The 24422-nt window shown below is 30.2% G+C and carries 24 protein-coding genes and 6 tRNA genes; 3 read left to right on the top strand and 27 right to left on the bottom strand.

The window, feature by feature from the left end; translation table 11 throughout:
• Nucleotides 1-178 precede the first annotated feature (178 nt).
• The 6 genes from BMY79_RS10400 to BMY79_RS10375 all read right to left on the bottom strand — a co-directional run bounded on the left by BMY79_RS10400 (nt 179) and on the right by BMY79_RS10375 (nt 6148).
• Nucleotides 179-1477: a hypothetical protein gene (locus BMY79_RS10400; RefSeq protein ID WP_074730908.1), complete on the bottom strand. Its 1299-nt coding sequence runs from the start codon at nt 1475-1477 to the stop codon at nt 179-181.
• Nucleotides 1478-1487: 10 nt separating this feature from the next.
• On the bottom strand, nt 1488-2609 hold the full coding sequence (locus BMY79_RS10395) for a hypothetical protein (RefSeq protein ID WP_143065847.1): 1122 nt from the start codon (nt 2607-2609) through the stop codon (nt 1488-1490).
• A 170-nt stretch (nt 2610-2779) separates the two neighbouring features.
• Nucleotides 2780-4015, bottom strand: coding sequence for a hypothetical protein (locus BMY79_RS10390; RefSeq protein ID WP_074730906.1), 1236 nt, complete (start codon nt 4013-4015; stop codon nt 2780-2782).
• A gap of 29 nt (nt 4016-4044) precedes the next feature.
• On the bottom strand, nt 4045-5286 hold the full coding sequence (locus BMY79_RS10385; RefSeq protein ID WP_074730905.1) for a hypothetical protein: 1242 nt from the start codon (nt 5284-5286) through the stop codon (nt 4045-4047).
• Nucleotides 5286-5810, bottom strand: a complete 525-nt coding sequence (locus BMY79_RS10380; RefSeq protein ID WP_074730904.1) for a hypothetical protein — start codon at nt 5808-5810, stop codon at nt 5286-5288. The genes BMY79_RS10385 and BMY79_RS10380 overlap by 1 nt, the downstream gene beginning before the upstream one ends.
• 77 nt (nt 5811-5887) lie before the next feature.
• The gene (locus tag BMY79_RS10375) at nt 5888-6148 is read right to left on the bottom strand and encodes a hypothetical protein (protein ID WP_029067521.1); all 261 of its coding nucleotides are present in this window, start codon (nt 6146-6148) and stop codon (nt 5888-5890) included.
• Between the two features lie 251 nt (nt 6149-6399).
• Here BMY79_RS10375 and BMY79_RS10370 point away from each other — a divergent pair, with 251 nt between their 5' ends.
• Nucleotides 6400-6927, top strand: coding sequence for a DUF3592 domain-containing protein (locus BMY79_RS10370; RefSeq protein ID WP_074730902.1), 528 nt, complete (start codon nt 6400-6402; stop codon nt 6925-6927).
• A gap of 100 nt (nt 6928-7027) precedes the next feature.
• On the opposite strand, the gene BMY79_RS10365 is transcribed toward BMY79_RS10370, so the two are convergent.
• Complete coding sequence (locus tag BMY79_RS10365; protein ID WP_083383556.1) at nt 7028-8398, bottom strand: esterase/lipase family protein; 1371 nt, start codon at nt 8396-8398, stop codon at nt 7028-7030.
• A 253-nt stretch (nt 8399-8651) separates the two neighbouring features.
• Between BMY79_RS10365 and BMY79_RS10360 the strand changes: the two genes are divergently transcribed.
• A complete protein-coding gene (locus tag BMY79_RS10360; protein WP_074730901.1) occupies nt 8652-10469 on the top strand; it encodes a B12-binding domain-containing radical SAM protein in 1818 nt (605 codons plus the stop codon).
• A 154-nt stretch (nt 10470-10623) separates the two neighbouring features.
• On the opposite strand, the gene BMY79_RS11940 is transcribed toward BMY79_RS10360, so the two are convergent.
• Nucleotides 10624-12468, bottom strand: coding sequence for an endo alpha-1,4 polygalactosaminidase (locus BMY79_RS11940; RefSeq protein WP_083383554.1), 1845 nt, complete (start codon nt 12466-12468; stop codon nt 10624-10626).
• Nucleotides 12469-12505: 37 nt separating this feature from the next.
• Nucleotides 12506-13204: an alpha/beta hydrolase gene (locus BMY79_RS10340; RefSeq protein WP_051532890.1), complete on the bottom strand. Its 699-nt coding sequence runs from the start codon at nt 13202-13204 to the stop codon at nt 12506-12508.
• A gap of 370 nt (nt 13205-13574) precedes the next feature.
• On the opposite strand from BMY79_RS10340, the gene BMY79_RS10335 reads away from it, so the two are divergent.
• Nucleotides 13575-15326 carry a carbon starvation CstA family protein gene (locus BMY79_RS10335; protein WP_027422571.1) on the top strand — a complete coding sequence of 584 codons (1752 nt, stop codon included), beginning with the start codon at nt 13575-13577 and terminating at the stop codon, nt 15324-15326.
• Nucleotides 15327-15377: 51 nt separating this feature from the next.
• Here BMY79_RS10335 and BMY79_RS10330 read toward each other — a convergent pair whose 3' ends face one another.
• From BMY79_RS10330 to BMY79_RS10240, 18 genes are all read right to left on the bottom strand, one after another.
• Nucleotides 15378-15635 (bottom strand): DUF6171 family protein, encoded by a 258-nt coding sequence (locus BMY79_RS10330; protein WP_022750394.1) that lies wholly within the window; start codon nt 15633-15635, stop codon nt 15378-15380.
• 37 nt (nt 15636-15672) lie between these two features.
• The gene (locus BMY79_RS10325; protein ID WP_074730909.1) at nt 15673-16140 is read right to left on the bottom strand and encodes an HD domain-containing protein; all 468 of its coding nucleotides are present in this window, start codon (nt 16138-16140) and stop codon (nt 15673-15675) included.
• Nucleotides 16141-16229: 89 nt separating this feature from the next.
• Nucleotides 16230-17597: an AI-2E family transporter gene (locus BMY79_RS10320; protein ID WP_074730900.1), complete on the bottom strand. Its 1368-nt coding sequence runs from the start codon at nt 17595-17597 to the stop codon at nt 16230-16232.
• A 233-nt stretch (nt 17598-17830) separates the two neighbouring features.
• Nucleotides 17831-17904, bottom strand: a tRNA-Met gene (locus tag BMY79_RS10315).
• A gap of 70 nt (nt 17905-17974) precedes the next feature.
• Nucleotides 17975-18047, bottom strand: a tRNA-Val gene (locus BMY79_RS10310).
• 21 nt (nt 18048-18068) lie between these two features.
• Nucleotides 18069-18142: transfer RNA gene (locus BMY79_RS10305), tRNA-Met, on the bottom strand.
• 69 nt (nt 18143-18211) lie between these two features.
• Nucleotides 18212-18284: transfer RNA gene (locus BMY79_RS10300), tRNA-Val, on the bottom strand.
• Between the two features lie 21 nt (nt 18285-18305).
• Nucleotides 18306-18379 (bottom strand) — tRNA-Met (locus tag BMY79_RS10295).
• 70 nt (nt 18380-18449) lie between these two features.
• Nucleotides 18450-18522, bottom strand: a tRNA-Val gene (locus BMY79_RS10290).
• A 297-nt stretch (nt 18523-18819) separates the two neighbouring features.
• On the bottom strand, nt 18820-19377 hold the full coding sequence (gene efp, locus BMY79_RS10280) for an elongation factor P (protein WP_022750470.1): 558 nt from the start codon (nt 19375-19377) through the stop codon (nt 18820-18822).
• A 177-nt stretch (nt 19378-19554) separates the two neighbouring features.
• A complete protein-coding gene (gene rpiB / locus BMY79_RS10275; protein ID WP_022750469.1) occupies nt 19555-20004 on the bottom strand; it encodes a ribose 5-phosphate isomerase B in 450 nt (149 codons plus the stop codon).
• 36 nt (nt 20005-20040) lie between these two features.
• Nucleotides 20041-20547 (bottom strand): YqeG family HAD IIIA-type phosphatase, encoded by a 507-nt coding sequence (locus BMY79_RS10270; RefSeq protein ID WP_022750468.1) that lies wholly within the window; start codon nt 20545-20547, stop codon nt 20041-20043.
• Nucleotides 20548-20701: 154 nt separating this feature from the next.
• Nucleotides 20702-20899 (bottom strand): hypothetical protein, encoded by a 198-nt coding sequence (locus tag BMY79_RS10265; RefSeq protein WP_022750466.1) that lies wholly within the window; start codon nt 20897-20899, stop codon nt 20702-20704.
• A 42-nt stretch (nt 20900-20941) separates the two neighbouring features.
• Nucleotides 20942-21391 (bottom strand): transcriptional regulator NrdR, encoded by a 450-nt coding sequence (gene nrdR / locus BMY79_RS10260; RefSeq protein ID WP_022750465.1) that lies wholly within the window; start codon nt 21389-21391, stop codon nt 20942-20944.
• 21 nt (nt 21392-21412) lie between these two features.
• On the bottom strand, nt 21413-22510 hold the full coding sequence (ychF, locus tag BMY79_RS10255; protein WP_074730898.1) for a redox-regulated ATPase YchF: 1098 nt from the start codon (nt 22508-22510) through the stop codon (nt 21413-21415).
• A 595-nt stretch (nt 22511-23105) separates the two neighbouring features.
• On the bottom strand, nt 23106-23318 hold the full coding sequence (locus tag BMY79_RS10250; RefSeq protein WP_074730897.1) for a hypothetical protein: 213 nt from the start codon (nt 23316-23318) through the stop codon (nt 23106-23108).
• Between the two features lie 44 nt (nt 23319-23362).
• Nucleotides 23363-23809 carry a ribonuclease toxin immunity protein CdiI gene (cdiI, locus tag BMY79_RS10245; RefSeq protein WP_074730896.1) on the bottom strand — a complete coding sequence of 149 codons (447 nt, stop codon included), beginning with the start codon at nt 23807-23809 and terminating at the stop codon, nt 23363-23365.
• Nucleotides 23810-24016: 207 nt separating this feature from the next.
• The gene (locus BMY79_RS10240) at nt 24017-24241 is read right to left on the bottom strand and encodes a hypothetical protein (RefSeq protein WP_074730895.1); all 225 of its coding nucleotides are present in this window, start codon (nt 24239-24241) and stop codon (nt 24017-24019) included.
• Nucleotides 24242-24422 lie beyond the last annotated feature (181 nt).

Genomic DNA, 24422 nt, shown 5'->3' with positions numbered 1-24422 from the left:
TATTTTGTAACTATGTATATACACCTCATGTACATGATTATATACGCATGCAGTTAATGTTAATTCCAACGCAATCACACATACGTAATTTAATATTGTATATTTTTTTGATATCATCCTAATTACTCCTTCCTTAATCTTCAGTAATTAATTCATCCTTAACAGACGAAACGCTGTTCTATTTTTTTCTTCCCTCAAGTATACACTCTGGTTTAACCTTTTTATAATAATCTTTTAAGCTATCTACCGATGCATTCTTTAGATTCTTGGCACAATCATCACCAACATGCACTGTATCATAGTTTAATTTCTTTCCTTCTGGAAGTAACTGCTTGGCAATTTCATCAGAATTTTTCTCATCTCCGACATACCAATCGATTATGTAGTCATCGTTTGCATACTTCTTGACAAGCTCTGGAAATTTCATGGCAAGTTTTGAGGATTTTTCCAAATCACTTCCAAACATCTTTATATGTACTGGACTTTCTGCAGTATCACTTAAATATGTTGACTGGTATTTGATTTTGTTTGAATCTAATAAAGTTTCAAATGCTGATCTGTCCATGTAATTTTTTAGACAGTAACTGTTTCTTTCTTGTTCTTCTGTTTTTAATGCGGATTGAGCCCAAATGATTTTATTCTCCAGTTTCTTATTAACACTGTCTTTACTTACATCTTGATTTTTTGTTTTAAAATCTGTTTCAGCATCTTTTATTCGATCTGGTAGGTCTTCAAATGATATTTTTTTCATCTGACCTTCATCGATATAATATGCAAGATATTCAAAATCATCTATACTTTTACAGTCTTGTTGTTTAGGAATTTCAAAAACCATTATGCGCTTTCCTAATTTATCTGTGCAGATGATTGGAGTTTGGAATTCTCTTTTCGCCGGCAATCTCTCTTTTTTTTCATTTTTATTTTTTAGAGTACTGTTTTCTATTTTTTTACGTGCTTCAGATTGAAAATCTTTGTTATTAATCAACCTTTTAACTTCAGCTAAAACATCAACAGTTTTTTCTACTTTTTTTGTATTAGTATTGTAAATCTGAATTTCTGATTCTGAGCTAAACGCCTCTAAATTTTTATCTTCGTTTTTTCCTCTATAAATTCGAGTATTATAGCTTAAAATTCTATTCTTATCCATATACATATCATACTCGTAAGAATTATCTTTTCCTTTCATTTTTACAACACAAAATTCATCCCCATTTCTGTATAAAGATTTAATGCCTTTAAACAACGACTCTGATGAATAATAATTATCTAATCCTTCAGAATATAGTTTAACAAGGTTTCTATCTTGTTCCTTAACACGATCTCGTAAGTCTTCATATTTTGCAGCTTCATTTTCTAAAATTTTATCTACACAAAAAATATAATCTTTTTTAATAATAAAACCTATTACAAAAAACATAAAAACTAAGAAATATAAAACCTTAATGTCTATTATTTTATCCCAAAAACTTTTTTTCATACACTCTCTCCTACTCTTTTTGCGTTTCTACCTGATTATGGATTTCTAAATATTCTTGAAAATTTCTACAAACTTTTCCTTTATATTCTGTTCCTTCAATTTTTCCAAGATTTAATCCACTTTTCCCATATGTAACTTTTTGTCCATTTGGCAAAAAATATTCAACTAATTGATCTGGATTACTTATTCCTTTTATAAAAAATTTTACATTTTTATTCTTTTTTCCTATATATTTTTTTAGTTTTGGATAAACTTTATATAATTTTGCATTTGATTTAGGTAACTCTTCTCCTACAATCGAAAAATAAATATCACAATAAGGATCACATGGAAAATAATATGCATCATTTCTTTTTACTCCGTTAACTTTCAACAATTCGTTAAAAGCATCCCTTCCCATGTACCCTCTCTTTTCATAATGTGTAAAATCATATTGTATATAATTATCCATCTCTTCAAATGGATCAATAAATACTTGATATCCATTTGAATTTTTTTGTAATATCTTGCCATTACAATATACAGCTGGTTTTCCTGTATCATTGTCATTAAAAAAACTTATCCAGTTCATGCTTATTCCATATAAGGCATTATTTTCATCATATTTCTTTAAATACGGCATTATCTCTTCTTCTTTTTCAATTTTTTTCTTATCAATATTATAGTATTGAATTTTTAAGCTATCCATTCTTGCAAAACTATCTCTTGGTCCATTATCTTCATCATAAATACGTTTCTTAAAATGAAATGGACAATCATTATCATTATCCTCATAATAATAATGATTTTTCAAAGTTGTAGAAAAATCAAATTTTCTTTGCGAATATCCAGCCTTAAAATTTGTAAATCTATTTGAAGAAATTCTCTGAATATTACAGCTATCATTATCTTTTTCATTCACAACTAAGCAAACACTGTCATCTGGTGTCATACTTCTTTCTACGAGCTCAACATCTGAAAACCCTACATACTTATATTGGGGTTTCATCTTAACATATTTAAAATCAAATGGAACACAATATAATATCACTATTGGAAGAATCAAAACTAAACCTATAATCAGTCTCTTTCTTATCTTCTTCCACCTTTTTTTCCTTACATCAATATTTTCCTCATTAACTAATTGTTTCACTTTTCTATCATCCTTTCGTAAATCCAAGATTTTCTTCAATTTTTTCTTTTTTTAAATTTCTATCCTGTTCAATTGCGTCATACAAATTAAATAAATTTCCTGCATCCATCAAAGCTCTAGCCATACCATTTGCCTTCAAGAAGTTTTAATACTAATTTAGGATGGAAGAATTATTTAAAATCAAATAAGTCGGCTGATAGTCTATTTTCTTCTTTGACTTCTCTTTCCTCATAACTATCATTTTTTTCCTGTGCAATACTATCAAAGTATTCTTCCAGACTGTTTATTTTTACTTTCTTTTTATCCTTTAATTCAATTTCGATGCCATCTCCATAGTTTACATTTTGTCCTTCTGGTAAAAAGTAACTTACTAACTCATCTGAACTTTTTAAACCTTTCAAATAAATTTTTGCCACTTTACCTTTCTTACCTCTATATTTTTTTAAACCTGGATAGACTTTGTATAAGTACGCATCCTTTTGAGGCAAACTCTCTGTTTTTATCAAAAAATTAACATCATTATAATCAATACTATTGTACAAACACATTACTCCTTTTAAGTCAACTCCATTCTGCTTCAACAAATTTCCAAGACTTTCAATATCCATCCAATTTGTATGCCTATTACTATAAAAGCAGTAAATATTTGTATAATCAGAAGGATAATCATATATTCCATTTTTATCTATTGTTCTTCGATAAGGTCCGCCAATGAAATGTTCTTCATTAATAGAACATAATGGAATTACAAAAAAAGGTTTATTTTCTATACGATCTTTAGAAATTACTATTTCCTTTGCTGCGCCGTAAAGTAAAACATACCTATCGGATACTAATCTAGTATTTATTAATTCTCTATCATTTGTTACTTTTCGTTTATTAATGTCATAAATTTGCAACTTAATGCTAGTTAATCTACTTCCAAAGTTTTCTCCAAAATCTTCAATCTCGTTTATTTCTTTATCTTTCCTATATCCAACAGGTTTAGCGAAAAGAAACGGTTTTTTATATGTATACGATATTTGTAAAAATTGGTTAGAAGAAATTCTTTGTATGTGATTAAAAAATTTCATATTTACATAATCGGTATCTGAAAATTCTTTAAAGGAATATTTGTTGTTTATCTTCCACTCCTTCTTTTGTTCTTTTGTCATATCACTTACAATGCACACACTATCATCTGGAGTAGTACTCTTTTCAACCAACTCCATTTTGTTCCATGTTGGTTTGAATGAATGTTCTTCATCCGTTTTTACATATATAAGTTTATCCTTTGCAAATAGGATTTGCCCTGCTATATATTCCTTGTATGGTGCTAATACATTACACAGTAATATTAATGCAAGAACTATTGTAATTATGATTACTTTTGACTGAGTACTGATTTTTAATTTTTGTTTCTTCATTTTTATTATTCACCTTTCGTTAATGGTCGTTATTCATCCGCTAGATGAGCTTCATTATAAGCTTTCATCTTCTGGCAATAATCCGCAACTCCTGTTATCTCGCCAACTTTGTCATCTTTTACACCTGCAAAGCTTAATGGTTTGCCATCTGGTGTAAATAGTTGCAAGACCTGATCATCATTTTCTAATTCATGATCAAACAAAGTGATTTTCTTTCCTTTAACTCCAACATATTTCTTGAGTTCAGGATACTTATTAAATAAGTTGGTCATGTTTGACTTTAAGTCTGATGAATTAAATTCTATCTTTACTTTGCAAAATGGGTTGGTGTAGTCTGTTGCGAACCCAACATCAATGTCATTTGTAGTTTTTATTTTATTTATAATATCATTATTATCTGCGACACTATAATAGTCTTTCATATCATATTTGTTTTTAATTCTATTCAGAATAAAATTATATTTTATATCTCTTGAATCTAATTTACTATTGCTTTCACCCACACTTTTAAAAATATTTCTATAATTTTCACCTGTGTATAAAAGTGATTTTACAATATCTTTTTGATCTAAAGATATATATAATCCTCCATATATAACCTCTGTTCCAATATTATTATAATCATAATTAAATTCTATTCCTCTGTATTTATGATCATATGATTTCAAAAAAAGTATATTATTATTCGCTGATTTTTTTGTACTATAATAATATTCATTTATAGGATTCACACATCCTGCTGTAATATATGTTTTCCCATCAGCGCTATAAACAACTTCATTTGATCTTATGTCATATGAAGTCCACCAATAGTTTTTACAATACTTATTCAGCATTGCTTTTAAATCGAGTTTTTTGGTTATTTTTTCCTTATCCAAATTATAAACATCATATTCAAATTTTTTGATATTTCTATTTCTTTGTGATTCTAAAGATTCCGTATATCCTGTAAAATACACACCCTGTGTTTCATATGCATAACTACCGATTTCATTTTTTGAAACTAATTCAAACCAACTATTTGCATTTCTACCTCCAGCTATAATTACATAGTCATTATTTCTCGTCTTTAAAACTTTTAACTTTTTAAAATCACAGGATAAAAATTGATGATTTTTTGCTTCTGTATTCCTTATCTTATCTTTATATTCAAAATATGCAAATGCTCTATCTTTGTTTACGTAAAACACACCAGTCATAATTGACAAAATGCAAGTAATGCATATTAATCCAACGTTTTCCTTTTTTATTTTCTTAAAAGCTGTTTTCATTACTTGTCCTCCTCCACTTTAGTAAAATCAAAGTTACTGAAGTATCCTGGTTCCTTCACCTCATAGTTTTCATTCTTATCACTAGGATTATATACCTTTATATAAGTTATATATGGTGTATAAATTTTGTAAATTGCATCTATTTCTTTAACTGATGCAATATAACCTTCCCCAACTTTTTTGTTCATCTTTTTATTATAAATATCATACTTTGTAAAAAAAATGTTTTTTTCAAATTTACATGCATTCACAAACTTACACTGATATTTACCTGGAAGTTTTTTCGCCACTTCACCTTTTTGAATTCTATTTTCAAAAGCCTGATTTAGTGACTCTTTCTCATCTTTTTCCGCAACCACTGTATCTTTTTCCCACTGAGATGATAATTTTTCAACTGCGTACAAATGCTTATCTTTACCTTCCCTATAACCTTTATAATTAGATTGTATCAACCACGCAACAAATACTAATTCTAGTGATAACACGCACACATATTTTAATATTGTGTATTTTGAAATTTTCATTTTTCTTTTCTCCTAGTTCTAACATAATTCACTATACATAAAAAAATTAATTAGTTTTCTGTTTTTTCGTATCTATTCTATTTTTTCTTATCAATGTTATAATACTGTATTTTTAAGCTATCCATTCTGATAAAATAATCTCTTGGAAGAAAATCGTCGGTATTGATTTTTTTTTCAAAATGCCATTTATATCCGTGTTCTCCATAAACATTGTAAAAATGATTCTTAATATATGTATAAAAATCAAATTTTCTTTGTGAAAATTGTGCTTTAACAGCTGAAAATCTATTTGAAGAAACTCTCTGAAGGTAACAACTTCCCTTATATTTTTTTTCCACTTCTCTTTGACATTAAAATTCTGTTTATTGGTTGTTTTATTCAACATTCTAACTCCTTCCATATACCATTTTGATCAACTCTATTATTATAGCACACAGTTACCTAAAAAAAAGGCGTTTAGGAAACTTTTTTGTTTTTATTTTTTTAGTTTAATTTTTTACCTGATAATATAAGCTATATTGTCGTTTTGTTTGTGTTATTTCATTATATGTGCTAAAATCTTTTTATATTTTTAAGAGGAGGATAAAAAATGAAAGCAAAAACTTACATAAATTATAATAATTGCTCTCGTAGAGCCACAAGCGGCGAAAAAAAACTTTTGGTTTCTATTTTTACTTTAGTCACAATTGTTTTGTGGATAGTAGATATTGTTACAATTGGAATATTTTTCAAACAAAAAATGACATATACTGCTGAAACAAATGCAACAATAATAAACATGGAAAGAAGATATACGACAGATAGTCATCACCATTCAACCATAATGTACCATCCCGTTTATTCTTTTACATACAAAAACAAAGAATACACCGTAACCGATAATTATGGTACATCTTCGCCTAACCACAGCATAAATGATGTTGTTAAAATCAAGCTTAATCCAGATAATCCAAATAAAGCATATGAAGTGAATACTCGTAACACATTCATGGGATTATTTATTGGTATTTTCAGTTTTATTGGCACTATATTTACTATTGTCACTTTTGCCCTAAGACATACGTCACCCAAAAAAATCACAATCTACAATAGATGTTTTTATGATGATTACTTATGATTATTATTTATTATTCATAACTGATTTAAAAAAAAACATGCATATTCTAAAATTACACCTAGAATATGCATGTTTTAATTTTGCTTTTAGCTTTACTCCTTTAATAACCCTTCTTTTTCAAGTCGGCTACTAACTGAACATAAAATTCTCTTACATCAAAGCCTTTAATATTTTCGCGGTTTAAATCAATCATATCACCATGTGATATTCCTCTACTACTTTGGTTGTTCACAAGGAATTTATAATTACTACCCCATCTAAATGATTTTTCTCCAACAAGACCGTCATTGTCTCCATCAAAATATTTTACAAATTGATAAGTCATATTAAGTGGAAATCTTCCGCTAATAATCTTATTTAACTTGCTACCGATACTTTGATATAAAACATTTGGAGCATCTGGAACTTCTTGATTAAATTTTGCACATGATGATGCAGTCAAATCATATACTGCAGAAAGGAAATCGGGATTTTCGTCGCCTAATTTTTTAAAAGCACTATTATAGGTTCGAGCCACAAACTGCTGCTTTGCTTCACCGATACCATTTAATAAAAAATCTGCAAACTCACATCCTCTATGTGGAGTATTGATTGTTGTCAAAGAAGCAACATATTTAGAAGTACCTAACCTTGAAATAGCATATCTTGAATCTAATCCACCTTTAGAATGAGCAATGATATTCACTTTTTCGCATCCTGTTTTTTGAACAATTTCCTTTATTCTTTCATCTAATTCTCTAGCGCTGTCGGCTACAGCAGCTGCCGATTGATGGTTGCCTGTAAAACAAGTTGCACCATTTTTTACTAACTCTTTTGGAATTCTTCCCCAATAATTTAAATATTTAAAATCCCTAAAAAACACTCCATGTACTAATAAAATTGGATATTTTGTTTTGCAAATCTGATCATTTTTTCTATTTTCATCTAAAAGTAATTTGTCATTTTCAAAATAGATTTCAGCCGAAACAATTTTAATTAATTTAATTAAAACAACTAAGTGAACAATTGGAATCAACCCACAAACTATTCCAATAATTCGCCATTTTAATCCTAATTGTGCTGACGAAACATAGATTCTTATAATTCCACTCCAAAACAAGATGTTTTCTAATAAAACAAAAATTCCAACAATCTTAATCCACTGTATCCAATTATCTTTTGATGGTATAAAAACGTCTCCTCCAAAAAAAGCAACTAATAAATAAATCGAAATCACTGACACTGTCATAAGAAAAACTATTAATAATTGGCATCCGTTTCGAGATATCGATAATCTTTTTTCCATAAGTTTTCCATAAAAAATATTTGGAACTAACAATACAAATCCTAGTAATACGATAGAAATAATCTGTAAAACACTCATATAATGTGGAACTATTTTTAAGGCTAATGGCATTACCAAAATTCCCACCGAACTTGCTAACAATAAATTGATTATTAAATATCTAATGATTCTTTTTGAATCTTTCATCACGATTCTCCTTTACTTTTTATTGATTATTTTGATTTTTATTATAACATTTTATGTTTTCATTATAAAATTTATATTTTTATTATAACATTTTATGTTTTCATTATAAAATTTTATATTTTTATTATAACATTTTATGTTTTCATTATAGTGTTTTACATTTTTTTAATATATAAAAAACGAACTATAACTTGTATCCCTTTCACATATGGTCTAAAATAGAAATGCATTTTATTACAAAGGATGGATTTATATGAAAATTTTACTAACAGCACTTGATGCAAAATTTATTCACTCTAATTTAGCAATTTATTGTCTAGCATCATATGCTGACGAATACCGTAATTCTTTAAAATTAAAAGAATACACAATTAACCAACAAAAAGATTTTATTTTACGCGATTTATATCTTGAAAAACCAGATATAATCTGCTTTTCTTGTTATATTTGGAATATTAATTATATTCGAGAGCTTATTTCAGATTTAAGTAAGATTCTGCCTCAAACAAAAATCTGGCTCGGTGGTCCTGAAGTTTCTTATAATGCGAATGAAATCGTTGACTCAATTCCTGAAATTTCAGGTGTTATGATTGGTGAAGGTGAAGAAACTTTTCTTGAATTTTGCAAATATTATGTTGATCAAATTGGCCAATTAAATGATATTAACGGATTAGCTTTTCGTCCATCTAAAGCTCTTGCTGATCATGAACTACAAAAATATAATACTGTTTCTGAAAATATTTTATTTGATGAATCTATTATTGTAACAAGACCACGAGACATTTTTGATCTTGATAAACTTCCATTTTGTTATGAAGTACTAAATAATTTATCATTAGATCATCGAATCATTTATTACGAAAGTAGCCGTGGCTGTCCGTTTAATTGTAGTTACTGTCTTTCTTCTATCGATAAAAAAGTACGTTTTAGATCACTTGATAAGGTTTTTCATGAATTACAATTTTTTATTGATCATGAAGTTCCACAGGTTAAATTTGTAGATAGAACTTTTAACTGTAACCACAAACGCACGATTGCGATTTGGAAATACATGATGGAACACGACAAAGGTATCACTAATTTCCACTGTGAAATTGCCGCAGAGATATTAAATGATGAAGAAATTGAACTTTTAAAACAGATGCGTCCTGGACTAGTTCAGCTTGAAATTGGAGTTCAAACAACTAATCCTATGACTTTAGAAGCGATTCACCGTCCTTCATCTTTTGAACATCTTGCTTCAATTGTTAATCGCATTCATACTAACCATAATGTTCACATGCATCTTGATCTAATTGCTGGTCTTCCACATGAAGATTTAGATAGTTTTGCAAATTCATTTAATGATGTATACTCGCTTTTACCCGAGCAACTTCAAATGGGATTTTTAAAAGTACTTAAGGGCTCATTTATGCATGCACACCAAGATGAATATGACTGTGTTTACCAACAATCTTCACCTTTTGAAGTTTTATCAACCAAATGGATATCCTATGATGATATTTTACTTTTAAAACAAGTCGAAGAAATGGTTGAAGTTTACTATAACAGTGGCCAATTTACTAAAACTTTGCCTTACTTAGTTGAACTTTTTAAAACACCTTTTTCATTTTTCAAAGCTCTTGGAGAATTTTATGCATATAAAAATTATGATAAAATTTCTCACAATAGAATTAGAAAATATGAAATTTTAATTGAATTCTCTCAGTTTTTATTAGAACAACTTGACGAAAGCAATTCAGTTATTAGTTATTCTAATCCTGATTTAACTAATTTTTCTATTGAAAAATTAAAGGAACTATGTTTACTTGATTTATATTTACGAGAAAATCTTAAAAAACGCCCTAATTGGATGAAGGATTTGACATTACTTAAAGAAGAAACTAAAAATATTTACATGGAAAATGGTTTACGTCGTAGCTCAAAACTACACATTGAACCATTCTATCATTTAACACATTCCGATTTTGGTTTTACTAATCTCTTCAATGAAAAACAACCTATTTATTGTGTTTTTGATTATGAAAATAGAAATCCTATAGATCATAACGCAACAATTACACTATTATAATATTAAAAAATTATAAAAAAGCTCAGCCACACAATATTGAATATATATTTTTTTATATTCAAACTTCACATGTGCAACTGAGCTTTTTATTTTATTTGTATACTTTAACCTATACTTTTTATGCAACTAAATTTACATAAAGTTATTGGTCAAATTATAGTATAGTATTTAATTTAATAGTTGGAGAAATAAAATAATTGAATTTCTTTTCATTACAATATTTTATTATTTTATTTTTTACTGACTCGTCTTTAGTATATTCTAATATAAAAACATCTAATCCATTTGCTTTACATTTTTCAATATACTCTGTGAAATATTCCCTATCATCAGGTGCTTGCTCACCAAAAATATCCTTACTGTAATTCTTAACTGTTGTAAAGCATCCTTCTTGATTAATAGCTGTAATTAAATCACACTGTTTTTCATCAATAAGTCTACTTACAAACACATCGCCACCATTTACAACAACACCTTTATTATATTTTTTTAGACCTTTAAAAATATTAACTAAACCTTGATAAATGTTCTCCCCATTTTTAAAATAATACACGTCTGTATTATCTATAAAAAATGAATCAACATTTTTATCATTCATTTTTTTTGCTAACGAATTTACTACAAAATCCTGCCACTCTTTTTTAGATACATCAATCCACACTTCATCTTCCCAGTTCTCGTAAACGCCTAAACTATATTTCTTATATGCACTCCAATAATCTCTCCAATTTTCCAATGATCCAACATTTAAGTAAGAATATACTTTATGTCCTGCTTTATGAAGAGCTTCAATATCTGCCTTTGTGTAATTGTCTGTTTCAAGAACTACAATTTCATAGTCTTTAAACTTTTCAACATCCATTTTTCCTAGGCCAACAAAAACTCCATACTTATTCTTAAATTTGTGAATTGGCTGTGGTTCCGGTTGTGGCTCTGGCTCCGGCTGTGGTTCTGGCTCCGGTTGTGGCTCTGGCTCCGGCTGTGGCTGTGGTTCTGGCTGTGGCTCTGGCTCCGGCTGTGGCTCTGGCTCTGGTTGTGGCTCTGGCTCCGGTTGTGGCTCTGGCTCTGGTTGTGGCTCTGGCTCTGGTTGTGGCTCTGGCTCCGGTTGCGTAGAATCATTAATTAATTCATTTAAGTTTGATTTTCTTGAAATTAAATAACGAATATTTTTCTTTTCGCAATATTTTTTTATTTCTTTTCGCAATTGCTCATCTTTAGAATATTCTATTATCGACACATTTAAACCTTTTGAAATTAGATCCTCTAAGTAATTTTTATAATAATTTGAAGTTTTTTCATCTTGCTTGGCAAAAAGATTACTATTCCAATCTTCTATGTAAGTAAAGCATTGCTCAGCAATAACTTCATTTATTAAATATGTTTTTTTGTTTTGTACAAGATCTTTTACGAATTTTTCGCCACCGATTAAACTAATTGGCTTATTGTATTTTTGTAGTGTTTTTAAGATTTTTATCAAGCCGTCATAAGTTTTTTTGTTATTATACATTCCATACACATCCGTATTGGCAACGTAAAAGGCATCTACGCCTTTATCTGCCATTTCTTGTGCAAGCGTATCTGTTACAAAATATTGCCACTTAGACCTTGTAACATCCATCCAATATTCATCATCATATTCACTGCACTCATCTAATGAATATTTTTTATAATCTTTGTAATAAGAACGATACTTTTCTAATGTACCTACGTTAAGATATCCATAAACGACATGACCTTTTTCTTGTAATTTTTTTATTTCGCTTTTTGAATAATCAGAAATGTCCAAAACTAACGTTTTGTAGTTGTTAAATTTTTCTATGTTTTGTTTTCCAACGCCTATAAAAATGCCCAATTGTTTCTTAAAGGTTTGCGATTGATTTTTTTCTTGAACAATGCTAACCTCCTCCTTGGCATAGACATTAGAATTTGGCATATATGCCATAGTATTTACTGCTGTTACAGATGCTACTAGTACAAACATTAAGTTTCTTTTATTCATGTTATTTTCCTCCTGTATATACAAACTACTATAGTACTTATTCTAGGAGCCACTTAACTCCCTTAGCAATTCTGTCAGCAACATGATTAAAATGATTTCCTGGATTTATCTCATACTCGCATTTAATTCCCTCTGAAGCATATCTTGAGTAAATCTCTTGTGTTACAAATTCATTGATTTTTAAATATCCATTTGAAGTTTTACTTTCCTTATCCCCTAAAGAAAGGTAAATTTTTTCAGGATATACGCATATTTTATTTTTCTTAACAAAATCAAAAAATTTAGGATACCACAAAGATCCAGAAACAGACGCTACCCTATCAAATTGTTCTGTTTTATACATTGAGTATAGAGAGAATAAACCTGCCATTGAATATCCTACCAAAACACTTAAACTTGGCTTGCAAGTCAAAGCACATTCAGTATACGATATAACATCTTTTAAAATAAAATCAAGGAAAACATCAGCCTTTCCTGAAAAATTATCTTGTTCCGATATAATGTTTTCCGATTCCCATGGTGATAAATATTCATTCCATTCTTTTAACGTTATAACTGTCAAGTTAAATGTATTGGATTTTAATTCATTACATTTTTCAATTATTTCATCACCATTTTCCTCTAGTGAAATTAAATATACCATTGGAATTGATTCTTTTTCATTTTCATAAACACTAACACCACAAATAACTTTTCCGTTCGAAATAACGGTTTCATTTTTTTCTATAACGTCCATACTCTCCTCCTTTAATCCATTTTACTTATTGTGGTTACTTGTGTAAAAAAAGACTTCACCATAAATTATATCGTAAAATCTGTAAAATTATCAAGAATTTAAACTAAAATTCAATTTTAAGCATAAAAAAACTAATTTCTATCTTCTTATTATAACCTAAAGTTATAATAAATATTATTATTGACATCTTTTTGATATAGTGATAATGTATATTTCAAAATAAACTTAACCCTGCAATACATTAAAGCGCTAATTTATTTGCATCTTTTGTTTATTTTTATGTTTATTTTATATTTATTTTATATTTATTTTATATTTATGTTTATTTAAATCTATGAAAGGGGTGTCTGGTTTAACAGACAAAAAAGTTATGAATAGTATATTTATTTTATTAATAGCCGGTGTTTGTTTAACATTAGGATATGTTTGCTACGGAGGCTACTTGACTAAAAAATGGGGTATCGATATTAACGCTAAAACCCCTGCTCAAAAATTTGAAGACGGTTCAGATTATGTGCCTTCATCAAAATTTACAGTATTTTCACATCAGTTTTCATCAATTGCAGGTGCTGGTCCCGTGCAAGGTCCAATCCTTGCCGCTGCATTCGGATGGGTTCCTGTATTGCTTTGGCTTTTAATTGGAGGTATTTTCTTTGGAGCAGTTCAGGATTTCGGTGCACTTTATGCTTCAGTTAAAAATGATGGAAAATCAATCGGTTTAATTATCGAAAAATATATTGGTAAAACTGGACGTCGTTTATTTTTACTTTTCTGCTGGCTATTTACTTTATTAGTTATTGCCGCTTTTACATCTATGGTTGCTAATACATTTCACGCTGTACCATCAAAAGATCCTGCTATTTTAAAACAAGGTTATGGTGCTGCTTCAGCTTCTAGTATTTCTATTTTATTTGTTTTTGCAGCTATGTTTATGGCCTTCGTTGAAAAATTTATTAAATTACATGTTTCTCAAAAGAAAGAATTAGTTAAATTTATATGCGCTATTGTCGTACTTATAGTAACATTTGCAATAGGTATGAAATTGCCAATCTATATGGTTGGAAAACATTGGAATCTTATTATTTTAGCTTATTTATTTCTTGCATCAGTTCTTCCAATGTGGCTACTTATGCAACCAAGAGATTATCTTACAACAATCCTTCTTGTTTTAATGATTCTTGGCTCTGTTGTGGGTGTAGTTTTTGTTCATCCAACTATGAATCTAAATGCTTTTAATGGTTTTTCACTAACAAATGCAGCTGGAGAAACAAGCTACCTTTTTCCAACTTTATTTGTTACAATTGCTTGCGGAGCTGTTTCAGGCTTTCATAGCCTTGTATCATCTGGTACATCTTCAAAAACAATAAGAAATGAAAAAGATATGAAATTAGTAGGTTATGGAGCTATGATTCTTGAAACATTACTTGGTGTAATTTCTTTAATCGTTGTTGGTGCCGTTTCAACAGGACATACTGTACCAAGCAATCTAACACCTTTTCAGATTTTTTCTCTAGGTGTTGGAAACTTTATAACTAAATTAGGACTTCCAAAAGTTTATGTAACCGTATTTATGACCATGTGTCTTTCATCTTTAGCCCTTACTTCTCTTGATTCTGTCGCAAGGATTGGAAGAATGTCCTTCCAAGAGCTATTTATTGGTGACACTACTGATCGAAGTAAAATGCCTCTTTGGCAAAAAATATTTACTAATGAATACTTTGCAACTATTGTAACATTAATTCCAGGATATTTGCTATGCCTTGGCGGTTATCAAAACATTTGGCCTTTATTCGGCGCAGCTAATCAAATGCTTGCTGCCCTTGTTTTAATAGGAATTGCTGTATTTTTAAAAGCAACTAACCGAAAAGGTATCACACTTTATGCACCAATGTTCTTTATGCTCTGTGTTACTTTTACTGCAATTATACTAAATGTACAAAAAAACTTATCATTACTTTTAGCACACAAAGGAACTTTCCTTGTTAATGGTCTACAATTAATTGTTGCAACATTTTTAATTGTACTTGGTGTCCTTGTCACAATTACTTGTATACGAAAATTATTTAGTAACAAAAATTCTGTAAATAAAAAAACAGAGAATTATATCAGTTCAACAAACTAAAACACTAAAAAAACTTATCACTGGTTAATACCAATGATAAGTTTTTATTTTTTACCAAATGTTATTTGGGCATTTTCCATGTTTTACAGCTGCCCTAAATTCCACGTAGCAACCACAAGAACTACACGTTGCATCAACTAGCTTCTCACATTTGCGACACAAATCAAGTCTTCTTAAATATTCTCTTTCGTCCGTCTTATCCTGTTTTTTTATTATCGACAAATACTTATCAAGTTTCTCTCTTCCCTCTCTTGCTTGATCCATCAATAAACACTGTCTACAATATCTTGTCTCTTCTTTTGTTTCCATGTCTTCCACCTTCGTTATATTATTTGTGCTATATATGTTATATTTTTTCTATTTTACCTTGTAAAAAAGCCATTTGTCTTTTATATTTTTCTACTCTTTTAATTTGATGCTCATTCGGTTTTTTTATTCTAGACAAGTCAGAATTATGTGTCAAATCTGCAATTTTAACTTCTCTAGCAATTGCATTATTCTTAATTCTAGTAAAATACTCTTCTGGATTATATCCTTCTTCTTTGGTAACCAAAACAACCGCATCAACAATTTCAGGTAAAATTCCTTTTTCTAATAAATATTCTTTTGTAATAAATGTATCCTCAATTGTATCATGTAAAAGAGCTGCTATTTTTGCCTTTTTATTTTTGCAAAAAGTCGATACTGTCAGCGGGTGATTTATATAATCCACTCCAGCATCATCTTTCTGCCCCTTATGAGCCTCAGTTGCAATCCTTTTTGCCAACTCATACATTTCATCAAAATTCTCGCAAAAATCGTCATTATAAAGCATAATACACTTTCCTACCGTATACAATTTATACAGTATTCCCTCCCTTAATTTTTTAACATTTATTACGTTAAATAACTAATCTTTTTATGTTATTTATTTTTATTATCATTTTCTATGTTATCATTTTCTATGTTATCATTTTCTTTATTATTAGTATAATTTGTTTCCTTTTGATTTTTATCATGCTTTGAAGTAACACGCTTAGAGGAACCCTTTTTTGAACTTGCTTCTTCATGTTTTGATGCTTTTTCAATTTTCTTTTCTTTGATATCTTTAATATCCTTTAATAATGCAATGCTTTTATCCTTATAGGTATCAAAAGCCTGATGCTCAATATTTTTCTTTTCTTCCATTCTATAAAGAAAATATTCCTTATAGATGTAATCAATAATCGCAGCAACTGGAATAGCAATCATGATACCAACTACACCAAACATTCTTCCACCAACAATAATCGCAATTAAAATCCAAATCGATGAAACGCCTAAACTATCACCAAATAATTTAGGTTTAATCACGTAGCCATCTAAAGTCTGTAACACAATTGTAAAAACAATAAACCATAAGGCAGAAATTGGACTAGATAACACCAATATACTTCCACCAATAGCACCACCGACAATAGGACCAAATGTTGGAGCTAAGTTTGTAACACCTACAATAAAAGAAATCAACAATGGATATGGCATTCCTAATATTGTCATGAAAATAAAATTAATAATACCAATAATCAATCCATCTAACAAATCACATGCAATATATTTAATTAAAATATGATTACATTTTCTCCAAAAAACTGCCAAATTATTATATGTTTTTTGATCGACTAATATTCTAAGAAGACGTTTTACCCCTTTTATCATATTATCTTTATCAATCAAAAAATAAATTGCCAAAATAAAAGCGATTACTGCATTTGCTAATCCTTTACCAATGCTAAATGAAGTATTAATAATGTTAGTAACATTTCCTGAAATCATATTTCCAATTTTATTTAACATATTTGAACCAACTGATACAAAATTTGAACCATTTATATTATATGCCTTTAAAATTCCATTTACTTCATCAACCATTTTTTCAAAAGTGCCCGCATAATTTTTAGACTGCTTAGCAAATCCAGCTATACTTGCAACTAACTGTGGAATTAAATCTATCATAATTATACCTAAAAACACAATCAATGATAAAATAGTCACAAAAATAGATATTCCCCTAGAAATCTTTTTTGATTGGATTCCTCTGAAAACTTTTTCTTGTAACAACATAACCATCGGATCTAATATATAAGCAATTATTATTCCAATTACAACTGGATAAACGAAATTATACAAAATAGCAATAGCCTTTGCGAAAATTGATAAATTGTTCAATATTTCATACAGAATTACACCTGAACAAATAGCTATTGTATATGCTACCCACTTCTTTTCTAACCAATTTTTATTAAACTTCATTTCAATACCTCATTTTTCTTATTGATTAAATTAATTTATAATAAAATTCTTTTAATTTAATTATAACAGAGAGATTTGCAAATGACTACCTTTAAAAAAAATACAAATCATACATTTTTATAATAACTCATATTCAAATACTCTACAAGATATTTATGACTTACAGCACAACTCTTAATGTATACTTGTTTTAAAAAGAAAAAAACAGGTATAAAACCTGTTTCAAAAACTAGTAGCGAGAGGGGGATTCGAACCCTCGACACCATGGGTATGAACCATGTGCTCTAGCCAACTGAGCTATCTCGCCATATCTCTATTAAATTATTATGTTATTTAAATTAGCAACGAAAAAATTATCATTCATGTTCTCACATGAATGGGACCTACAGGGCTCGAACCTGTGACCCCCTGCTTGTAAGGCAGATGCTCTCCCAGCTGAGCTAAGATCCCAAATACGATTTTCATCGTGAGTAGCGAGAGGGGGATTCGAACCCTCGACACCATGGGTATGAACCATGTGCTCTAGCCAACTGAGCTATCTCGCCATATTTTCTATTAAATTATTATGTCATAAAATTAGCAACGAAAATTTATCATTCATGTTCTCACATGAATGGGACCTACAGGGCTCGAACCTGTGACCCCCTGCTTGTAAGGCAGATGCTCTCCCAGCTGAGCTAAGATCCCAAATACGATTTTCATCGTGAGTAGCGAGAGGGGGATTCGAACCCTCGACACCATGGGTATGAACCATGTGCTCTAGCCAACTGAGCTATCTCGCCATATCTTTTATTAAATTATCTTGCTATTAAATCAGCAACAAAACTTTTGTCATTCATGTTCTCACACGAATGGGACCTACAGGGCTCGAACCTGTGACCCCCTGCTTGTAAGGCAGATGCTCTCCCAGCTGAGCTAAGATCCCAAATTACAATTTTTAAGCTTTATCTTTCTGTGTCGCTCCTGACGACTTGTTTATTATATTAAATTCCACAGGATTTGTCAACACCTTTTTTATATTTTTTTTATAATTTTTTTCACGCAGTTTTTTTACTATTTTCCATTTTCTTATTACTAGTTTTTCTTTTTTACTTTCTATCTTCTTATTTCCTTTCACTTTAATATTTTGTGATTATTATATCCTATAGAAAAAACAACAAATGAATAAAAAAAAGCCCAAGACATACACTTAACATGCTGCCTTGGGCAAAATAATTCTAAATTATACTCTTGATAAGTATTCTCCAGATCTTGTATCAATTTTAATAACGTCTTCTGTTTCAACGAATAATGGTACATATACTGTAGCACCTGTTTCAACAGTAGCTGGTTTAGTAGCACCTGTAGCTGTATCTCCTTTGAAACCTGGTTCTGTTTCTGTGATTTTTAATTCTACGAATAGAGGTGGCTCTACTGCAAATACGTTACCTTTATGTGAACATACTTTAACCATTTCGTTTTCTTTAACAAATTTAAGAGCTTCACCAACTGAATCTCTTGTTAAATCTATCTGATCATATGTCTCAACATCCATGAAATGATAGAAATCTTCATCTGAATATAAATACTGCATCTCTCTACGATCGATATGAGCTGTTGGACATTTCTCTGTTGGACGGAATGTCTTCTCAACGATACCACCGTTGATGATATTTCTTAATTTAGTTCTAACAAAGGCTGCACCTTTACCTGGTTTAACATGCTGGAATTCGATAATTTGATAGATATTGCCTTCGTATTCGATGGTAATACCATTCTTGAAATCTCCCGCTGAAATCATTAAATTTTCCTCCTTAAATACGCACTTCTACATGCGATGTTGCATAATCTAATTCGAACTCACCATCGACAAAGCAATAGGAATTCCTAAAATTTTCTCTCGTTTGTCCATTTTATCATATTTTAGGTATTCTTTCAAGTATGATTTAATAGGCTTAAGAAAATATTAATACACTATTTATTTAAAATTTCTATTTTCAATTTCTGAAATCATATCAACACGCATTGCATGTCTAGCGCCTAAAAACTCTGCATCTAAATATGCCTTAACCATATCTTTTGCAAGTTCTACGCCTACAATTCTAGCACCAAACGCCAAAATATTAGCATTATTGTGTTCTTTTACAAGGTGAGCTGTTGTTACATCTGAACATACTGCTGCTCTTACACCTTTAACTTTATTAGCTGCAAGTGAAATACCTACACCTGTTCCACAAATCAAAATACCACAATCAACTTCTTTATTGGCTACTGCGTTTCCTACTTTTTCGCCAAATTCTGGATAATTACAACTTTCTGTTGTATCTGTTCCGAAGTTGATTACTTCATGTCCTAAACTTTTAACATACTCACTTATCTGTTGTTTCATTTCAACTGCAGAATGATCATTAGCTATTGCGATTTTCATTATTTTGAATCTCCTTTTAAAATTATTTGTATAGTTTTATTTCTTTTTAAAAAATTTATAAATTTTATAGAAAAATAATACTAACTTCTCTGGAATACGTTTTAATACAATTTGAATCTCTTCCTTTGGATTAATAGGCTTAACTAGTATTGTACGTATTTTAGCGATATTAGCGCCCATAATATCTGTAAAAATCTGATCACCTATCATAATTGTATTATCTGTAGTAGTTCCCATCTTCTCCATTGCCTTTTTATAGTTCTTTGGTAATGGCTTTTGAGCCTTATAAATGTAATCTATTCCAACTACATCATTAAACTTCTTAACTCTTGGCTCTTTATTATTAGACACTAACATACAATTAAAGCCTATTTTCTTAAGTCTGTCAAACAACTCCTTAGCCTTAGGTGTCGCTGGCGCATCATGAGGAACTAATGTATTATCTATATCAAATAATAAACCTCTATATCCTTCTTCATATAATTGTTCAAAATCTATCGAATACGTTGAATCTAAGTATTCGCCTGGAAAAAATATACTCATGTTTATCTCCATTTTCAAAAAAATAATGCATAACTTTTAATATTTTACCATATTATAATTTTTCTGACAATCAATTACTTATTAAAAAAACTGTAAAAAACAACTAGGAAATTTTCCTTCGTGTCTTTTACAGTTTCTTTATAAAAATCATATGCTATATCATATAATTTTCAATTTCGCGTTCCTGTACATCATATTCAACATCTTTTACTACTTTTTCGTGGCTACTATTTTTTTCACTACGTTCAATGCACTCTCTATGATTCATAACAAATTTGCTACGAAACTCATTCTGTTTTTGTGCATCATACTCAAAAAAAATATCATTAGGTCTAAAACCAGATAGATTCATACGCATCTCCTTTGCACAAGCTACTTATACTGTGTATATCGTCTATGATAAGACTTTTTTTAATTCATTCATAAATGTATTAACGTCTTTAAATTCACGATAAACCGATGCAAATCTAACATATGCAACTGGATCTAAGTCCCTAATTTTGTCCATAACATATTCACCAATAACAGAACTTTTTATTTCTTGTACTTCTGCACTAAAAATTTCCACTTCTACTTCGTCTATCAATTTTTTGATATCAGATGCAGAAACTGGTCTTTTATGGCACGCACGAAGTACTCCAGCTTCTAATTTAGAACGATCATATTGTTCTCTATTATTGTCTTTTTTTATTACTATTAGAGGAATTGTTTCTACTTTTTCATATGTGGTAAAACGTTTTTGACAATCATCACATAATCTTCGTCTTCTAATAGCTGTATTATCATCAGCCGGTCTAGAATCTATTACTCTTGTATTATCACTACTACAAAATGGACATTTCATAATTTTTGCCTCCTTCGAGATTTAAACGTTGAATCTAAATGTAATGACATCTCCATCTTGAACAACGTAATCCTTACCCTGAAGTCCAACAAGACCTTTTTCTTTAGCGCCTGCCATTCCACCATTTTCAACTAAGTCTTCATAGCGAACTGTTTCTGCGCAAATAAATCCACGCTCAAAATCAGTATGAATTTTACCTGCTGCCTGTGGTGCTTTTGTTCCTTTTACAATTGTCCAAGCTCTTGTCTCATCTTCTCCTGATGTAAGATATGAAATAAGACCAAGCAATTCATAACTTGCCTTAACAAGCTTGTCAAGACCTGACTCTTGTAAGCCAAGATCCTCAAGGAACATCTGCTTCTCTTCATCATCAAGTTCAGAAAGTTCCTGTTCAATTTCAGCAGAAACTACATATACAGCACTTCCATCTTTAGCTGCATACTCACGAACTGCTTTAACATGATTATTATTAGCTCCTTCATCTGCTAAATCATCTTCTGCTACATTTGCAGCGTAAATGATAGGTTTAGCTGTAAGAAGTCCATACTGATTGAAGATTGCTTCCTCATCTTCATCTTTGCACTCAAATGTACGAGCCTGATTTCCTTCTTCAAGGAATGGACGAAGTCTGTCTAATAAAGCAACTTCTTTCTGAAGTGATTTATCATTTCTAGCTTGTTTTTGAACTTTTGCATATCTTCTCTCTAAGATTTCCATATCTGAGAATAAAAGCTCTAAATTGATAGTTTCGATATCTCTTGTTGGATCAACTGAACCATCTACATGGACAACATTTGTGTCGTCAAAGCAACGAACCACCTGAACGATAGCGTCACACTCACGAATGTTAGCAAGGAACTGGTTTCCTAATCCTTCACCTTTAGATGCTCCTTTTACAAGACCTGCAATATCTACGAATTCAATTGTTGCTGGTACTGTTTTCTTTGAATTATACATTTCTGTAAGAACCTGTAATCTCTTATCAGGTACCGCTACGACACCTACGTTAGGGTCAATTGTAGCAAATGGATAGTTGGCAGCAAGTGCGCCTGCCTTTGTAAGTGAATTAAATAATGTTGATTTACCAACGTTTGGTAAGCCTACGATTCCTAGTTTCATATGTTCTTATATCTCCTTTAAAAGTCTTTATTTTATGGGCTTTTCGCTCTTATTTTTGCTTTCTTGGATCTTTTCCCATTTCGAGGCTCCTTTCCATGTAAAGAGCCCCTAAATTAGCACACTACATTATACACTAATTCGGGGCTCTTTGCAATGTTGTTTCATTTTTTGGCAGACTCTTGAAACCCGTAATTCCGAGGGTTTTGCCCATTTCATATCTCAATATTGTCTGATATATAAATCCTCCTTTTTACATTAATCCATTTGCCGCAAACCACTGTTCAACGGATGCTTTAGCATTTGTAGCCTGGCTACCTGTGATTGCAAGACCACTTACCTCCATTTAGATTTTCTATAAATATCTGTTAATCTCAATCAGCTTTTTCTTCGTTATTTACATTATCTCACTTCAGACTTATAATATCCTCTTATTCTTAATGACAGGCACCTCTAGTCTCTGTATTACTTTCAGCTATTCTATCTCCTAAGCAATTTATTAGATGTAAAAATATATAAACTTATAGTTTTTATTAACTCATCCAAAATATCAATTAATTCTTTATGTTCTGCTTCACTAATATAATCCATGATAAACCTACCTTTCCCAATTTGTCGTGGTGATTTCTATCCAATCTGAAGGCACCGCCCTATAATCTAAATAGACTTGGTGTGCGCCTCCATAAAGCCCCATACCCTGCGTCCCAACTCTACCTTCTAATCCTGAAATAGATGAACCTTCTGGTGGTGTAAATGCAACTGCACTTTTTCCCGTTTTAGATACACAATCATCATCACAAGATAATGTCATGGTTTTGTCTAAAATAGTTTGCTTATATTTTGTAAAAAATTAAACTACTCCAAACCATATGCTTCTCTTATCTCTTTAAGCTTCTGCTCTACGATTTCCTTATGCTCTGGGTGACGACGTTCTACGTAAAACTCGCATGCTGGAACAAGATATTTGTAGAATTCTTCGTAGCCGATGATATCTTCTACATCATCATAACCTAAGCCTGAAAAAAAACAGATTACATTTTCTCCAAAATAAAATTCATCATACGGATCATCATAATCTTCTGAAAATATCATTCCATAACTTTGGTTATAATCACTCAATTTGTTTTTCATGTCATCTAAAAGTTTTAAAAAACAATTTGAGTTGACATATTCATTAAAAGTAACATTTACTGCACCTTTATTACACTTCTTTTCCCAATAATATTCATAAAATTCACTATAACATTCTCCTAAGTTATCATCTGTCACTATAGTTACTTTATTATTTTTTTCTATACTCATTTAATTTCTACTCCATTCTAATACTGGATAAGCATTTTCTATTTCTCCAGTATCCATGTTTTTAAATCCTTCAAATTTAAGTATCTTTCCTCGATATAATACTTGACCTCTGTATTTAATTTTTTTATCTGCAAAAAGTATTTAATAATTGTGTCCTTTTACTTGACTATGCTGCAATAGTTTAATTACATTTAACTCATTAATACATTACCAATCAGCTTTTTCAAAATTCTCTGTATCTAACTCTGGTATGTATATGGATATCCATCTAACATTATTGGTTTCTGCATCCATTTCTATAAATACGCCTTTATCAGATTCCCATACTTCCTCAAACTCATCATAAACAAACGACGATTCGATTTCTAACATTTCTTCTTCTGTGGATCCAACTCCAATCTTTTCAAATAGCTTTCCTTTATAATTGTCCAACGTTGTTATTCTAAACAATTTATTATGATGTTAGCATCTAATTAGTACAAAGTAAAATGAGCTATTCCCCCGAAATATAGTATAATCATAATAATAGGAGGAACTCATTATGTCACGTAAAGCAAAACAACACACTAAGCAATTTAAATTGGATGCTGTCAACTATCGCAAAGAACATCCC

The organism is Lachnobacterium bovis (assembly GCF_900111325.1).
In the GTDB taxonomy this organism is placed as follows: domain Bacteria; phylum Bacillota; class Clostridia; order Lachnospirales; family Lachnospiraceae; genus Roseburia; species Roseburia bovis_A.
Note: the sequence above shows the minus strand (reverse complement) of the source record. Positions and strands in the feature narration are given on the sequence as shown.

What these genes read in the sequence shown, in the direction of transcription:
- BMY79_RS10360 (WP_074730901.1), top strand. Translation starts at nt 8,652, where the DNA reads ATGAAAATTTTACTAACAGCACTTGATGCAAAATTTATTCACTCTAAT.
- ychF (WP_074730898.1), bottom strand. Translation starts at nt 22,510, where the DNA reads ATGAAACTAGGAATCGTAGGCTTACCAAACGTTGGTAAATCAACATTA.
- BMY79_RS10270 (WP_022750468.1), bottom strand. Translation starts at nt 20,547, where the DNA reads ATGAGTATATTTTTTCCAGGCGAATACTTAGATTCAACGTATTCGATA.
- BMY79_RS11940 (WP_083383554.1), bottom strand. Translation starts at nt 12,468, where the DNA reads ATGAATAAAAGAAACTTAATGTTTGTACTAGTAGCATCTGTAACAGCA.
- efp (WP_022750470.1), bottom strand. Translation starts at nt 19,377, where the DNA reads ATGATTTCAGCGGGAGATTTCAAGAATGGTATTACCATCGAATACGAA.
- BMY79_RS10265 (WP_022750466.1), bottom strand. Translation starts at nt 20,899, where the DNA reads ATGAATCTATCTGGTTTTAGACCTAATGATATTTTTTTTGAGTATGAT.
- BMY79_RS10250 (WP_074730897.1), bottom strand. Translation starts at nt 23,318, where the DNA reads ATGACATTATCTTGTGATGATGATTGTGTATCTAAAACGGGAAAAAGT.
- BMY79_RS10325 (WP_074730909.1), bottom strand. Translation starts at nt 16,140, where the DNA reads ATGCTTTATAATGACGATTTTTGCGAGAATTTTGATGAAATGTATGAG.
- BMY79_RS10400 (WP_074730908.1), bottom strand. Translation starts at nt 1,477, where the DNA reads ATGAAAAAAAGTTTTTGGGATAAAATAATAGACATTAAGGTTTTATAT.
- BMY79_RS10380 (WP_074730904.1), bottom strand. Translation starts at nt 5,810, where the DNA reads ATGAAAATTTCAAAATACACAATATTAAAATATGTGTGCGTGTTATCA.
- BMY79_RS10335 (WP_027422571.1), top strand. Translation starts at nt 13,575, where the DNA reads ATGAATAGTATATTTATTTTATTAATAGCCGGTGTTTGTTTAACATTA.
- BMY79_RS10340 (WP_051532890.1), bottom strand. Translation starts at nt 13,204, where the DNA reads ATGGACGTTATAGAAAAAAATGAAACCGTTATTTCGAACGGAAAAGTT.
- BMY79_RS10330 (WP_022750394.1), bottom strand. Translation starts at nt 15,635, where the DNA reads ATGGAAACAAAAGAAGAGACAAGATATTGTAGACAGTGTTTATTGATG.
- BMY79_RS10370 (WP_074730902.1), top strand. Translation starts at nt 6,400, where the DNA reads ATGAAAGCAAAAACTTACATAAATTATAATAATTGCTCTCGTAGAGCC.
- cdiI (WP_074730896.1), bottom strand. Translation starts at nt 23,809, where the DNA reads ATGAGTATAGAAAAAAATAATAAAGTAACTATAGTGACAGATGATAAC.
- rpiB (WP_022750469.1), bottom strand. Translation starts at nt 20,004, where the DNA reads ATGAAAATCGCAATAGCTAATGATCATTCTGCAGTTGAAATGAAACAA.
- BMY79_RS10385 (WP_074730905.1), bottom strand. Translation starts at nt 5,286, where the DNA reads ATGAAAACAGCTTTTAAGAAAATAAAAAAGGAAAACGTTGGATTAATA.
- BMY79_RS10365 (WP_083383556.1), bottom strand. Translation starts at nt 8,398, where the DNA reads ATGAAAGATTCAAAAAGAATCATTAGATATTTAATAATCAATTTATTG.
- nrdR (WP_022750465.1), bottom strand. Translation starts at nt 21,391, where the DNA reads ATGAAATGTCCATTTTGTAGTAGTGATAATACAAGAGTAATAGATTCT.
- BMY79_RS10320 (WP_074730900.1), bottom strand. Translation starts at nt 17,597, where the DNA reads ATGAAGTTTAATAAAAATTGGTTAGAAAAGAAGTGGGTAGCATATACA.
- BMY79_RS10390 (WP_074730906.1), bottom strand. Translation starts at nt 4,015, where the DNA reads ATGAAGAAACAAAAATTAAAAATCAGTACTCAGTCAAAAGTAATCATA.